Genomic DNA, 14,580 nt, shown 5'->3' on the forward strand with positions numbered 1-14,580 from the left:
TCCTCCCCTTGTCAGGTTGGCGTCGCAGGAAGCGCGATCAGGCGGCTTCGGCCTTCGAGCCTTCCGGCGGGAAGCGCCCGTAAAAGGTTTCGCCGGTCTTCGCCATCTCGCGCAGCAGCGGCGTCGGCTCGAAGCGCTCGCCATGCTTGGCGGCCAGCTTCTCGCAGAGCGCGACGAAGGCCTCGGTGCCCATGCCGTCGATGTAGCTGATCGTGCCGCCGGTATAGGGCGCGTAGCCGAAGCCGAGGATCGATCCGACATCGGCCTCACGCGGGTCGACGACGACGCCTTCCTCCATGGTGCGCGCCGCTTCCAGCGCCATGGTGGCGAGGAAGCGCTGCTTGAGCTCCTCGAAGTCGATCTGGTCGGCCGGCTGCTGCTCGAACATGTCCTTCAGGCCGGGCCACAGCGACTTCTTGGCGGGCTTGGCCGGATAGTCGTAGAACCCCTTGCCCGCCTTACGGCCGAGCCGGCCGTCGCCGTTCATCTGCTCGACCAGCTTGAAGTGGCGCGGATCGACCGAATCCTCGCCCATGTCGCGCATGGTCGCCTTCATGATCTTCAGTGACAGATCGACAGCGGTCTCGTCGTTGAGGGCGAGCGGGCCGACCGGCATGCCGGCGAACTTGGCGGCATTCTCGATCATCGCCGGCGGCACGCCCTCGACCAGCATGTCGTAGGCCTCCGACATGTAGCGGAGCACGCAGCGATTGGCGAAGAAGCCGCGGGTGTCGTTGACGACGATCGGCGTCTTCCTGATCGCCCGCACGAAGTCAAGCGCGACGGCCAGGGCCTTGTCGCCGGTCTTCTCGCCGAGGATCACCTCGGTCAGCATCATCCGGTCGACCGGCGAGAAGAAATGGATGCCGATGAAGCGCTCCTGGTCCTCGAAGGCCTCGGCCAAGCTGGTGATCGGGATGGTGGAGGTGTTGGAGGCGTAGATCGCGTCCTTGCGCAGGACGGCGGCGACCTTCCTGGTCACCTCGGCCTTCACGTCGCGGTCCTCGAAGACCGCCTCGACGACGAGGTCGGCATTCTTCAGGGCGTCGTAGTCCGGCGTGGCAGTGATCTTCGCCAGCACGGCCTCGGCCTGCTCCTTGGTGGCGCGGCCCTTGGAGACGAGGCCTTCCATCAGCTTGCGCGAATGGGCCTTGCCCTTGTCGGCGGCCTCCTGGTCGCGGTCGATGAGGACGACGTCGAGGCCGCCCTGTGCCGCGACATAGGCGATGCCTGCGCCCATGAAGCCGGCGCCGACGATACCGACGGTCTTCAGATCGCTGGCCGGCACGTTCTTCGGCCGGCGCGCGCCCTTGTTGAGCTCCTGCATGGAGACGAAGAGCGAGCGGATCATCATCGCCGCCTCGGTCGTCTGCAGGACCTCGGTGAAGTAGCGCTGCTCGATGGTCAGCGCGGTGTCCATGGGGACGAGAAGGCCCTCATAGACGCATTTCACGATGGCGCGGGCGCCGGGATAATTGTCGTTGGTCTCCTTGCGGTAGAGCGAGGCGACCGCCGGCCAGACCTGTGCACCCTGCGGCGAGTAGACCGGGCCGGACGGCAGCTTGAAGTCCTTCTGGTCCCACGGCTTCACTGCCGAGAGGCCCGACTTCAGCATCTCCTTGGCCGTGGCGACGAGATCGTCCTGCGACACGACCGCGTCGATCAGCTTCATGCCCTTGGCCTTGTCGGCGGTCAGGGTGGAGCCCTTGAGCAGCATCTGCAGGGCGCTCTGGGTGTCGGTCAGGCGCGGCACGCGCTGGGTGCCGCCGGCGCCGGGAAAGATGCCGACCTTGACCTCGGGCAGGCCCATCTTGGCGCTGGTGGCGGCGACACGGCCGTGGCAGGCGAGCGCCAGCTCGAAGCCGCCGCCCATGCAGGTGCCGTTGATCGCCGCGACGAAGGGCTTGCCGCAGGTCTCCAGCTTGCGCCAGATCCAGGACATGCGGCCGGCACCGTCGAAGAGCTCGCGGATTGCCTCGTCATGGTTCTCGCGCTTCTTCGCCTCGAAGCTCTCGAACATGCCGGACAGCATCTTCAGATCGGCACCGCCAGTGAAGGAGCCGGTCTTGCCGGAGGTGATGACGACACCCTTGACCGCCGCGTCGGCGACCATCTCGTCGACCATGGCGTCGAACTCACCCATGACCTCCTGGGTGAAGACGTTCATCGAGCGACCGGGCATGTCCCAGGTGACAAGGGCCAGGCCGTCGCCGTCGATCTCGATGGTGAAGTTCTCGCTGTTCATCAATTCGCTCCCAGATCGGACGCTTGCCGTCTATCATTTTCCGTGTCCCGCCAGGGCGTTGCCACCGGCAGGGGTGTGAAACTTTCAGGGTTGTTAAACCACTCGACCCTTACAATACGGGCCTTCATACGCACCGACGAGTTGCTGCCCATGTCCGACACCGCCTGCCCCGGCTGCCAGACTTCCCGCCCGCTGGACTTCCAGTTCTCCATGGCTTTCCAGCCCATCCTCGACATCGCGTCGGAGCGAGTCTGGGGCTACGAAGCCCTGGTGCGGGGCCTCAACGGGGAGGGCGCCTACAGCATCCTGTCGCAGGTCTCGGCCGACCAGAAATACCGCTTCGACCAGGCCTGCCGGGTGAAGGCGATCTCGCTGGCGTCGCAGCTGTTCCCCGCCGGGGAACTGCCGCATCTGTCGATCAACTTCCTGCCCAACGCCGTCTACGAGCCGTCCGCCTGCCTGCGCGCGACCCTTGCGGCCGCCCGCAAGAGCAGCTTTCCGCTGACCTCGATCATGTTCGAGTTCACCGAGAGCGAGCAGATGACCGATGTCGCGCATCTGCAGAACATCATCGCCGAGTACCGCAAGATGGGCTTCATCACCGCCCTCGACGATTTCGGCGCCGGCTATGCCGGCCTGGGGCTCCTCGCGGACTTCCAGCCCGACCTGATCAAGATCGACATGCATCTCGTGCGCGGCATCGACACCAGTCGCGCCCGCCAGGCGATCCTCGCCGCGACCCTGTTCGTCGCCCGCGAACTCGACATCACGGTGCTGGCCGAGGGCGTCGAGACGGCGGCCGAGTTCGCGGCGCTGAAGGCGGCGGGCGTCACCCTGTTCCAGGGCTACTACTTCGCCAAGCCGGCCTTCGAGACGCTGCCGGCGCTCCTGGTGCATCCGCATGAGATCGGTGTCCAGCACGTCGCCTGACCCCAGCCCCGGCAGCATGTGGCCTCAGACCCGCTCGATGATCGTGGCGGTGCCCATGCCGGCACCAATGCACAGGGTGACCAGCGCGGTCTGCTTGCCCTGACGCTCCAACTCGTCGAGCACCGTGCCGAAGATCATCGCGCCGGTGGCGCCGAGCGGGTGGCCCATGGCGATGGCGCCGCCATTCACGTTGATCTTGTCGTGGTCGATGTCGAAGGCCTGCATGTAGCGCAGGACGACGGCCGCGAAGGCCTCGTTCAGCTCGAACAGGTCGATATCGCCGATGGTCATGCCGGCGCGCTTCAGGAGCTTTTCCGTCACGTCGACCGGGCCGGTCAGCATCAGCGCCGGATCGGAGCCGACATTGGCGAAGGCCTTGATGCGGGCGCGCGGCTTGACGCCGAGGGCCTCGCCGCCAGCCTTGGAGCCGAGCAGGACGGCGCCGGCGCCATCGACGATGCCGGAGGAATTGCCGGCGTGATGGACGTGGTTGACCGCCTCGATCTCGGGATGGGCCTGGATGCCGACGGCGTCGTAGCCGCCCATTTCGCCATGCATGGCGAAGGAGGCGTTGAGGCTGCCGAGCGACTGCATGTCGGTGGACGGGCGCATGTGCTCGTCACGGTCGAGGATGGTCAGGCCGTTCTGGTCCTTGACCGGGACAACGGACCTGGCGAAGCGGCCCTCTTCCCAGGCCTTGCCGGCGCGCTTCTGGCTCTCGACGGCATAGGCGTCGACGTCGTCGCGCGAGAAGCCGTATTTGGTGGCGATCAGATCGGCCGAGACGCCCTGCGGCATGAAATAGGACGGAATGCCCACGGACGGATCCATGATCCAGGCGCCGCCGGACATGCCCATGCCGACCCGCGACATGGATTCCACGCCGCCGGCGATGACGATGTCCTCGGCGCCCTGGGCGATCTTGGCGGCGCCGAGATTCACGGCATCAAGACCAGAGGCGCAGAAGCGCGAGATCTGCATACCCGGGGCGGCGAAGTCGTAGCCGGCCTCGAAGGCGCTGGCGCGCGGGATCACCGAGCCGGCTTCGCCGACCGGATCGACGCAGCCGAAGATGATGTCGTCGACGGTGCGGGTGTCGATGCCGTTGCGGTCGCGCAGGGCTTCCAGCACCTTGGCGCCGAGGCGCACGGCAGGCACCTCATGCAGCGCGCCGTCCTTCTTGCCGCGGCCGCGGGGCGTGCGGACGTGATCGTAGATATAGGCTTCGGTCATTGATGTTCCTCCGTGTTCCGCGCGCCCAGGCCGCCTGCGGGCGGCGCGCCGTATGCCGCGATGAATTCCTCATGAACCCGGCCGTGCGTGGCCGGGTCGGCCCGTCGCCAGGGCGCGACGGGTGCAGTGTCCGGTCGCCTCCGACATGGCCACCCGGCAGCGCCAAGGCAATGGCCGCCGCTGCCGGACGCCCTCCCGGGCGGTCGCCGCCTAGAAGGCGTCGGCGTCCATCGCCATCATCGAGTCTGCGCCGGTGGAGATGCGCGCCAGATGGGCGGCGCTCTCCGGCATCACCCGCTCCATGTAGAAGCGCGCGGTCAGGAGCTTCTTCTCCATGAACTCCGAGCGGCCATTGGCGCCGGCGGCGATCTTCTCCTGCGCGACCTTGGCCATGCGGCCCCACATGTAACCCATGGCGACGAGGCCGAAGAGGTGCATGTAGTCGGTCGAGGCGGCGCCGGCGTTGTCGGGCTTGGCCATGGCGTTCTGCATCAGCCACATGGTGGCCTGCTGCAGGTCGTTCAGGCCCTTTTTCAGCGCCTTGGTGAGCGGGGCCATAGCCTCGTCGGCGCGGTTTTCCTCACAGAATTGCCCAACCTCGGCGAAGAAGGACTGCACCGCCCGGCCACCGTTGAGGCCGAGCTTGCGGCCGACGAGGTCGAGCGCCTGGATGCCGTTGGCGCCCTCGTAGATCTGGGCGATGCGGGCGTCGCGGACGAACTGCTCCATGCCCCATTCGCCGATATAGCCGTGGCCGCCATAGACCTGCTGGGCCATCACCGCGTTGTCGAAGCCCTTGTCGGTGAGGACACCCTTGATGACCGGGGTCATCAGGCCCATCCAGTCGTCGGCGGCCTGCCGGTCCTTCTCCTCGTCGGCGCGATGCGACAGGTCACCCTTCAGCGCGGTCCACAGGACCAGCGCCCGACCGGCCTCGTTGATCGACCGGATGGTCATCAGGATGCGGCGGATGTCCGGATGGACGATGATCGGATCGGCCTTCTTCTCCGGCGCTTTGGCGCCGGAAAGCGAGCGGCCCTGGATGCGTTCGCGGGCATAGGTGACGGCGTTCTGGTAGGCGACTTCCGAGATCGCCAGGCCCTGGACGCCGACGCCGAGCCGCGCCTCGTTCATCATCGTGAACATGGCGCGCAGGCCCTTGTCGGCCTCGCCGATGAGGTAGCCGGTCGCGTCATCGTAGTTCATGACGCAGGTGGCGTTGCCGTGGATGCCCATCTTCTCTTCGAGCGAGCCGCAGACGACGCCGTTGCGCTCGCCCGGATTGCCGTCGGCGTCGAGGACGAATTTCGGCACGATGAAGAGCGAGATGCCCTTCACGCCCTCCGGCGCGCCCTCGATGCGGGCGAGGACCAGGTGGACGATGTTGTCGGCCATGTCGTGTTCACCGGCGGAGATGAAGATCTTCTGGCCGGAGATGCGGTAGCTGCCGTCATCCTGCGGCACCGCCTTGGTGCGGAGGAGGCCGAGATCGGTGCCGCAATGCGGCTCCGTCAGGTTCATGGTGCCGGTCCACGAGCCATCGATCATCTTCGGCAGGTAGGTCTGCTTCTGCTCGTTCGAGCCATGAACCGAGATCGCGGCGATCGCGCCAGCGGTCAGGCCCGGATACATGGCGAAGGCCATGTTGGCCGAGGACATGTATTCCGACACGGCGGTGGCCAGCGTGTGCGGCAGACCCTGGCCGCCATATTCGGGGTCGAAGGGCAGGCTGCCCCAGCCGCCCTCGCGGAAGGTGTCGTAGGCGGCCTTGAAGCCCTCCGGCGTCGTCACCGAGCCGTCGGAGGCGCGGGTGCAGCCCTCGATGTCGCCAACCCGGTTCAGCGGTTGCAGCACTTCGCTGGCGATGCGGCCGGCCTCGCCGAGGATCGCTTCGACGACGTCGGGCGACGCATCCGCAAAACCGGGAAGATTGTTGTAGCGGTCGAAGCCGAGCAGGTCGTTCAGGACGAACAGCGTGTCTTCGGTGGGGGCCTGGTAGGTCGGCATGCGATTCCTCCGTCTCGAGCGTCGGCGGCTTATCGCTAACTTTGACGTAAACGTCAATGGCCGATCGACGGCGACGGACCCCCATGATGTCGCATGGGGGTGACATGTCGATGTCACGGGACGGGATGTGGAGAGGGTGAGTGGATCCGCTGCGTGCGCGAAGCCGGAATCAGGCCAGATGCCGCCGGCGCGAAGCGCGGCGTCGGCCTGACGGGCCGGGTAGTGGCGGGCGGATCGTGCGACGCGCCCGCCGGATAGTTAGTCGGTGACTTCGCTCAGCCGGGCGCGGACGTAGTTGATCGAGACGTCCATGGCGTGGATCGAATCCTCGATCTCGCGCTTCTGGTCCTGCAGGATCTCCTGCTGCTCCTCGAAGCGCTCCAGCACGACCTCGAGCTGTTTCCGCTTGCCGTTGGGCTGATGATAGATCTCGATCATCTGCTTGGCTTCGGTCAGCGAGAAGCCCAGCGTCTTGGCCAGCAGGATCAGCCGCAGCCGGGTCCGGTCATGACGGCTGTAGAGGCGCGTGGTGCCGCGGCGCTCGGGCGCCAGAAGACCGCGATCTTCGTAGAAGCGGAGGGTGCGCAGCGTGACGCCGAATTCCTTCGACAGGTCGCCGATCTTGAACAGCTCCTTATCGGTCGCTGCCTGGTCGTCGAGGTTGAGCAGAAAGCCGATGTCGATCGACGTCGTGTCGTCTTCGCGTTCGGCGAGCTTCAGATTGGTCATGTCTTGAATTCCGTAACTGCGCATTCGTTTGAACGGCTCGTACCCGAGGGCCGGCGACTCATCCTGTTTCGGCTACATAGGCCATTGTGCGGCGAATAACGCGTGAATTGAGGCTGTTACAAGACGTAGCGTCAATTGACGGTCCAGCCTCGGGTCGGCTTCCGGTGTTATTCACTAACAAAGCGGTAATGGGGTTAACCCGCAATTAACCCTGTTGGACGAATTTGCTCCAGACACCAGCAGGCACCGGAGCCGGCCCAGCGAGGCTCAAGCCGATCGGGAATGTGATATGGCCGAGAAGAAGTCGAAACTGGCGCAAGGTGGATCGCCCCGCGACGATTCGTCCCTCGATACGCTCAGCCGTACCCTGGAAGAACTAGAACTCCGCTTGACCCAGATGAGTTCCGCCAAGGCGGCGCCGCGACCGGCTGCCGACGTCGCGCCGGAGCCCGCGGCCGCTCGGCGGACCGCAACCCGCCTGAAATCCGTCGCCAAACCCGCTGACGCCCAGCGGCCGAACCGGCCGACGCTGTCCGAAGCGGTGTCGCAGATCGTCATGCGCCAGCAGATGCTCGACCGCGAAAATGGCGACGTGCGTGACGGTGCGGCGGCGGCCGTTCCGGCCCCCCGCCGCCAGACCCGCGATGCGGCAACGGGCTCCGACCTCTCCCGCGACCTCGAGCGCCTGCGCACCGAACTGCGCGACGACATGGACCGCAGCCTGAAGTCGCGATTCGACGACATGCGGCACGCCTTCGATGACCTGCGCACCATGATCGCGGACCGCGCCAGCGCCGAGACGATCGACGCCGAGATCGCCCGGGTCGACGACGGGCTGTCGCGGATGGCCGATGGCGGCGCCGATCGCCAGGCCGTGCAGTCGCTGCGCAAGGAGCTGGAAGCCATGCGCTCGCTCGTCGGCGAGATGGCCCGCGAGGAGACCGTCAAGGATCTCGGCCGGCGCTGGGACGCCGTCGGCACCGAATTCAACGACCGGGCCGAAGAGGACACCCGGGCCCGCCGCGACCTGAAGGACGAGCTGGAGCGCATCCGCGTCTCGCTCGGGTCGCTCGCCAGCGAGGATCACGTCAAGTCGGTCGAGCGCCGGCTGGACGAGTTCGAGGCGCGCCACACGGCGGTGTTCCAGGAATTTGCCGAGGGCGGCATTTCCGACATGCTCAAGACCGAGATCAACGGTCTGCGCGGCAAGCTGGAGACGCTGGCGTCCGAAAAGTCGATGCGGGCCGTCGAGGAACGCTGGGACGCGCTCGAGGACAAGTTCGCCTCGCGCGAGATCGAAGGCAAGATCGAGGCGATGTCGGGCCGCATGGAGCAGCTCGAGGCCGCGCTTGCCAAGCTGCCCGAGACGCTGGCCATTGCCCCGCTTGAGCAGCGGGTGCATGCGCTCGCGGTCGGCATCGAGGCGATCGCCAAGCAGCAGCAGGACGAATTCGAACTCGACCATTTCGCCCAACTCGAGGAGCGCCTCGACGAGATTTCCCGCGCCATCGTCGCGGCGGCAAGCCGGGCGCCGGCGATCGACATGAGCCCGGTCGAGCGGATCGAGGCCCGGCTGCAGAGCCTGACCGCCCGCGTCGACCACCTCGCCGAAGAGGGCGATACGCAGGTGCTGTCCGGCCGCATCGGCGAATTGTCCGATCGGATCGAATCGCTGGCCGACGGAACCGCCGCCGCCGATCTGGCAGAACGGATCGAGCGCTTCTCGACGCGGCTGGAACATCTCCTCAATGCCAGCGAGGATTCGTCCCTCGAAGCGGTCGCCATCGAGAACCGGCTGCAGACGCTGGCCGAGCAGATCGAGACCACCTCCGCCTCGCGTGTCAACGACGACATGGTGCGTTCGTTGGGCGCGCAAATCGCCCGCCTGTCGGACCAGATCGGCGAAGGCGGCATGTCCGGCGCCATGGTCGATCCGGAACTCGACGAGCGCCTTGCCGACATCGAGCGTCGGCTGGACGAGAACCGCGACGCCATCGTCGTCTCCGCCCGGGCCGCCGCCGACGAGGCGATCCGGCAGATGATGGAATCCGGCGATCTTCGCCAGGGCCAGCACGTGGCGCAGCTGTCCGAAGACCTGCGGTCGCTGGAAGCCCTGTCCCGGCAGACCGGCGAGCAGTCGCAGGAATTCTACAAGACGGTCCATGCGACGCTGATCCGGCTGGTCGAGCGGATCGACACCATCGACAACGAGATGCAGCGCAGGGATCGCGGCGAGGACGGCGCGGGCGCCGCTGTCGGCGAGGCGCGCTTCGTCCAGGCCGAGCCGAAGGTCGCCGCTGCCGCCGAACCGCAGGCGCCGCGTGGCCTGCGCGGGCTTCTCGGGCGCAAGCTCGGCGCCGGCAAGGCGGCGGTCGACGCCGATGCCGTCACCGGGCGTGCCGACAGGGCACGGCAGGCAGACGACCCGGAAGTCATGGTCGCCGAGTTCCCGGGGAACCATGACGCGTCGTCGGGCCCGGTGCCGCCGGTCGAGGCCCCGTCGCTGGACGCTGCCGACATCTTCGAATCCGACGAGGCCAACCGGCCGCTCGCCATCGGCTCCGGCACGCCGGACATCGCCGCGCTGCTGCAGCGGGTGAGGGCCCAGCAGGCTGGCCAGACCGGCGAGGCTGACGAGGGCGGCCGCGCCGACTTCATCGCCGCCGCACGGCGCGCCGCCATGGCCGCCGCCTCCGAAGCCGAGGGCCTGCGCTCCGGCGAGGCCGGCGACGACGGCGACGAGCGTGGCGGGGGCGTCACTGATTTCATCGCGCGCCGCCGCAAGCCGATCCTGATGGCGATCGGCGCGGTGCTCCTGGCCCTGATGGCGCTGCCGCTCGGCCAGGCGCTCAACGCGCCCTCCGATGGCGACGAACTGGTCGCCGGCACCAGCCAGCCCGGGATTCTCGCCGAACAGGCGACCACGACACCGCTCGTCGCGGGCAGCACCCCCGAGGCGGCCGCGCCTGCCGCTGCCGACAGGACCGATGGCACCGCACCCGCGACCGCCGGGTCGGACGACACGCGCACTGCCGAAGCGGGCGCCGACGGCAGCGATGCCCTGATGTCGCCCGCGGCGCTGTCGCCGACGCCCGCCGGACCGCGTGCGATCGACGACGAGGTTGCGACGGCGACGCCGGCCAAGGCCGCCGACACGCTGATCAGCCGTTCCCTGTCGGGCGCACCGGGCGCTGCCGGCTTCACGCCGACCAGTGGCGCCGACGTCGCCAATGCCGGCGCCGCTGCGGCCATGAGCTCGGTCGGCCCGGTTCCGCCGATCCCGGACGGTATCGGCAATGCGGCCCTGACCGATGCGGCCGAAGCCGGCGACCCCAAGGCGATCTTCGAGATTGGCCTGCGGCTGATGGAAGGGCGCGACTCGGAGCCGAAGCCGGCGGTCGCGGCGGAATGGTTCGCCAGCTCCGCCGAGCGCGGTTTCGCGCCGGCCCAGTACAGCCTCGGCACGCTCTACGAGAAGGGCAACGGGGTCGAGCGCGACACGATCGCGGCGCGCGACTGGTATCTGAAGGCCGCCGAACAGGGGAACGTGCGCGCCATGCACAATCTGGCGGTGTTGTTCGCCACCGGCGTCGACGGCAAGTCGGAGCCGAAGCTGGCGGCGCAATGGTTCGAAAAGGCCGCCGAATACGGCATGACCGACAGCCAGTACAATCTCGGCATTCTTTATGCCCGCGGTGCCGGCGTCGATCAGGACCTGACGGAATCCTTCAAATGGTTCTCGATCGTCGCCACGGCTGGCGACGAGGATGCCGGTCGCAAGCGCGACGAGGTCGCCAAGTCGCTCACGCCGGAACGGCTGAAGTCGGCGGAGGAGAAAGTGGCGGGCTTCACGCCGAAGCCGCGCGACGAGGCGGTGAACACCGTGGACGTTCCGGCCGACTGGGCAGAGAACACCGCACCGATGCAGACCTCGGCCATCGACATGAAGCGGGCGATCCGCAACATCCAGGCCATCCTGATCAAGCTCGGCTATGAGCCCGGGGCGCCGGACGGCGTCGTCGGCCAGCAGACCACGGCCGCCATCAAGGCCTTCCAGAAGGAAGCCGGACTGACCGCCGACGGCAGCATCGACGAGACGCTGATCCGGGCCCTGCTGGCGCGCAAGGACGGCTGAGACGCCCTGCTGCAGGGCGCTTCGCCAACATCGCGGATTTGACAGGCAAGGGGGTTCGGGCCAAGACGGTTCGGCCCCCTTTTCCTTGGCTCCATCAACCCCTTGAGCCGGACCGCACGTGAACCTCTATCTCCCGATCGCGGAACTTTCGGTCAATCTGGTCGTCCTGTTCGGGATGGGCGCTGCCGTGGGATTCCTGTCGGGCCTGTTCGGGGTCGGCGGCGGCTTTCTGATCACCCCGCTGCTGATCTTCTACAACATTCCCCCGGCCGTGGCCGTGGCCACAGGCGCCAACCAGGTGATCGCGTCGTCCTTCTCCGGGGCGCTTGCCCACTACAAGCGCGGCACGGTCGATTTGAAGCTCGGCACGGTGCTGCTGATCGGTGGCACGGCGGGCTCGGCGGCGGGCGTTGCGCTGTTCACGCTGCTCAGGCGGATCGGCCAGCTCGATCTGGTCGTGTCGCTTCTCTACGTGGTGTTTCTGGGCGGCGTCGGTGGGCTGATGCTGGTCGAGAGCATCCAGTCGCTTCGGCGTTCCAGCGGCGGATCGGGCGAAATCCGCCGCTCCGGCAAGCACAACTGGATCCACGGCCTGCCGCTGAAGATGCGCTTCCAGCGCTCCAAGCTGTTCGTCTCGGTCATTCCGGTGCTGGCCATCGGCTTCCTGATCGGCACGCTGGCCGGCATCATGGGGGTCGGCGGCGGCTTCATCATGGTGCCCGCGCTGATCTATCTCCTGCGGGTGCCGACCAACGTCGTCATCGGCACATCGCTGTTCCAGATCATCTTCACCGCGGCCGTGACCACCGTGCTGCAGGCCTCGACCAATCACACGATCGATGTGGTGCTGGCCTTCTTCCTTATGCTCGGCGGCGTGATCGGCGCGCAGTTCGGGGCCGAGGCCGGCCGCAAGCTGCGCGGCGACCAGTTGCGGGCATTGCTGGCGCTGCTCGTCCTGGCGGTCGCCCTGCGCCTCGGCTTCGAATTGGTGTCGACGCCGACCGAGCCCTATTCCACCAGCATGCCGAGCGGAGAGATCGGATGAGGGCGGTCGTCTCCTCACTTCTCGGTCGCTGCCCCCGGTTTGCGGGCCGACACTTGACCGGCCTCGCCGCGGCATGCGCCCTGATGGTGACCGTGCCCGGTCCCGTGGCGGGGCAGGCGCTGGAAACCTTCGAGATCGGACTCTCCACCGACCGCATCGGCATCACTTCCGACTTTTCCGGAACCCGGCTGGTCATCTTCGGTGCGCTCGACAATGCCGATGCCCGCATCCTGCGCCAGCAGCGCTACGACATCGTCGTCTCGCTGGTCGGCCCGCGCCAGCCGGTGGTGGTGCGCAAGAAGGAACGCACGCTCGGCCTGTGGATCAATCGCGGATCGGAGACCTTCGACATCGCGCCGGCCTCCTACGCGTTGGCCTCGACGCGCCCGCTCAGCGACATCACCCGCGAGAGCTTCCGGGTCAGCCTTTCCATGGGCATCGACGATCTGCGGCTGAGCACCAGCGAGGGCGGGCGCTCGCACGTGTTTCCGGAGCCGGAAAGCCTGGTGATCTCGGCGCCGACCGACGATGCGCCGGCGCTGGTGCCCAACCGCGACGAATATGCGACCGCGCTGCGCCGGATCCGGCGCGAGCGCGGCCTCTACAACCAGACGATCGGCAGCGTCGAATTCGTCAGCGCGACGCTGTTCCGGGCCGATCTGCAATTGCCGGCCGATCTGCCGGTGGGCAACCACACGGTCCGTGCCTTCCTGTTTCGCAACGGCGTCTTCATCCGCCAGAGCAGCGAGCCGCTGCTGGTCATCAAGACCGGCTTCGAGGCCGTGGTCGACGATTTCGCCCGCAATTATGCGTTTCTCTACGGGCTGTTCGCCGTCGCGCTGGCGATCTTCATGGGCTGGTTCGGCCGCGTCGTGTTCAAGCGCGACTGACACCCGGCCAGCGCTTTACGCTTTTCACCTTCCTGACCTAGTTGGATCGGCATGACGGATATCGATCGACACGGCGACGCGCCGACCCCCGACGCGGCGCTGGCGGCAACGGACATCACCCACAAGACCGCGTGGATCCTCGGTCTGGCGGGGCTGATCCCCTTCGTGGCGATGACCGCGGCGCTCGCCTATGCGGGCCGCGCCTTCATCGCCTATCCGCAGCTGGTCCTCGCGCTGTCGGGCTATTCGGCGACGATCCTCGCCTTTCTCGGCGGCATCCGCTGGGGCGCGGCGCTGTGGCGCGACGAGGGCCAGCGCTACATCCTCGTCCTGTCCGTGCTGGCGTCGCTGATCGGCTGGGCGCTGCTGTTCGTCCCGACGCCATGGATGTTCGCCGGCTTCGCCATTGCCTTCGCGCTGGTCGGGGTCTGGGACGTGCTGGCGGCGCGCCACCGGGTGCTGCCGGACTGGTTCGGCCGGCTGCGGCTGGTGCTGACGATCGTCGTGGTGCTCTGCCAGCTCGTCGCCTTCGCCTCGACCTTCTAAAGCCCTATCCGGGGCTGAGCGAGCGAAAGCCGATCGGGTAGATGCGGGCCAGGCCGATCACATAGGCCTTGGCCGTCGCCAAATCGAACAGGCCGTGAAAGGCCCGGTCGAGGACGTTGAGGCCGCCGGTCGTCACGCCGAAGGACGGCATGATCATCCGCGATCCGTCGCTGGCAAAGCAGGCGCCGCGGGTCGAGCGTGCGCCATTGGCGACGCGGGCGACCGGATGCAGGTGGCCGGCGACCTCGCCGGCGCGATAGGCGGCGCTGGGCTCGTGCCGGAAGGTCCAGGGTCCGACCGCGATCTCCTCGCGCGTCTCGCCCCCGACGAAGGCTGGCGGCTCGGGGTCGTGATTGCCGGAAATCCAGATCCAGTCGCGGCCCGCCATCAGCCGGCGCAGGGACTCTCGGGAGGCCTCCGGCATCAGCGCCGCGCCGGTCCGGTCGTGGAAGGAATCGCCGAGGCTGATGACCCGCTGCGGGGCGTAGCGCGTCAGGGCCGCCTCCAGCAGCGTCAGGGTCGCGGCGGTATCGTAGGGCGGCAGCATCATGCCGCGCCGGGCAAAGGCGGCGCCCTTCTCCAGATGCAGGTCGGAGACGATCAGCAGGCGTTCGTCCGGGGCATAGAGGACGCCGGACGGATCGCACACGATCCGGGCGCCGGCGAGGGACATCTCCACGCCGTCGCACTCCGTCTGCCGCAGCCGCCGCGCCAGCGCATTCATCCGCAAGGTCCCGTTTTGCTGTTTGATTCGCGTTTCGTTCTATCGAGCCGAGCATTCCGGCAAAGGCAAGGCGGATTTTGTCGCGGGTTGATTTGC

General features: G+C 67.4%; 10 protein-coding genes. 5 read left to right on the top strand and 5 right to left on the bottom strand.

Annotated features, from left to right (window positions below):
* Nucleotides 1-37: 37 nt before the first annotated feature.
* Nucleotides 38-2,245, bottom strand: coding sequence for an FAD-dependent oxidoreductase (locus SI859A1_RS03540; protein WP_040325164.1), 2,208 nt, complete (start codon nucleotides 2,243-2,245; stop codon nucleotides 38-40).
* A gap of 150 nt (nucleotides 2,246-2,395) precedes the next feature.
* Here SI859A1_RS03540 and SI859A1_RS03545 point away from each other — a divergent pair, with 150 nt between their 5' ends.
* Nucleotides 2,396-3,175 carry an EAL domain-containing protein gene (locus tag SI859A1_RS03545; protein ID WP_009208486.1) on the top strand — a complete coding sequence of 260 codons (780 nt, stop codon included), beginning with the start codon at nucleotides 2,396-2,398 and terminating at the stop codon, nucleotides 3,173-3,175.
* A 24-nt stretch (nucleotides 3,176-3,199) separates the two neighbouring features.
* Here SI859A1_RS03545 and SI859A1_RS03550 read toward each other — a convergent pair whose 3' ends face one another.
* The 3 genes from SI859A1_RS03550 to SI859A1_RS03560 form a co-directional block, all read right to left on the bottom strand.
* Nucleotides 3,200-4,408, bottom strand: a complete 1,209-nt coding sequence (locus tag SI859A1_RS03550; RefSeq protein ID WP_009208487.1) for an acetyl-CoA C-acetyltransferase — start codon at nucleotides 4,406-4,408, stop codon at nucleotides 3,200-3,202.
* Nucleotides 4,409-4,618: 210 nt separating this feature from the next.
* Nucleotides 4,619-6,415: an acyl-CoA dehydrogenase C-terminal domain-containing protein gene (locus SI859A1_RS03555; protein ID WP_040325165.1), complete on the bottom strand. Its 1,797-nt coding sequence runs from the start codon at nucleotides 6,413-6,415 to the stop codon at nucleotides 4,619-4,621.
* 258 nt (nucleotides 6,416-6,673) lie between these two features.
* Nucleotides 6,674-7,144 (bottom strand): MerR family transcriptional regulator, encoded by a 471-nt coding sequence (locus SI859A1_RS03560; RefSeq protein ID WP_040325166.1) that lies wholly within the window; start codon nucleotides 7,142-7,144, stop codon nucleotides 6,674-6,676.
* A gap of 289 nt (nucleotides 7,145-7,433) precedes the next feature.
* Between SI859A1_RS03560 and SI859A1_RS03565 the strand changes: the two genes are divergently transcribed.
* The 4 genes from SI859A1_RS03565 (at nucleotide 7,434) to SI859A1_RS03580 (ending at nucleotide 13,760) form a co-directional block, all read left to right on the top strand.
* The gene (locus SI859A1_RS03565) at nucleotides 7,434-11,279 is read left to right on the top strand and encodes a peptidoglycan-binding protein (protein ID WP_040325167.1); all 3,846 of its coding nucleotides are present in this window, start codon (nucleotides 7,434-7,436) and stop codon (nucleotides 11,277-11,279) included.
* Between the two features lie 118 nt (nucleotides 11,280-11,397).
* Nucleotides 11,398-12,324, top strand: coding sequence for a sulfite exporter TauE/SafE family protein (locus SI859A1_RS03570; RefSeq protein ID WP_009208491.1), 927 nt, complete (start codon nucleotides 11,398-11,400; stop codon nucleotides 12,322-12,324).
* A 53-nt stretch (nucleotides 12,325-12,377) separates the two neighbouring features.
* Nucleotides 12,378-13,214 (top strand): TIGR02186 family protein, encoded by an 837-nt coding sequence (locus tag SI859A1_RS03575; protein WP_161600105.1) that lies wholly within the window; start codon nucleotides 12,378-12,380, stop codon nucleotides 13,212-13,214.
* Nucleotides 13,215-13,265: 51 nt separating this feature from the next.
* The gene (locus SI859A1_RS03580; protein ID WP_050767423.1) at nucleotides 13,266-13,760 is read left to right on the top strand and encodes a DUF3429 domain-containing protein; all 495 of its coding nucleotides are present in this window, start codon (nucleotides 13,266-13,268) and stop codon (nucleotides 13,758-13,760) included.
* A 4-nt stretch (nucleotides 13,761-13,764) separates the two neighbouring features.
* On the opposite strand, the gene pdeM is transcribed toward SI859A1_RS03580, so the two are convergent.
* Entirely contained in the window at nucleotides 13,765-14,484 is a 720-nt protein-coding gene (gene pdeM / locus SI859A1_RS03585) for a ligase-associated DNA damage response endonuclease PdeM (protein ID WP_040325168.1), read from the bottom strand.
* Nucleotides 14,485-14,580: the final 96 nt, after the last annotated feature.

Source organism: Aurantimonas manganoxydans SI85-9A1, from assembly GCF_000153465.1.
GTDB lineage: Bacteria > Pseudomonadota > Alphaproteobacteria > Rhizobiales > Rhizobiaceae > Aurantimonas > Aurantimonas manganoxydans.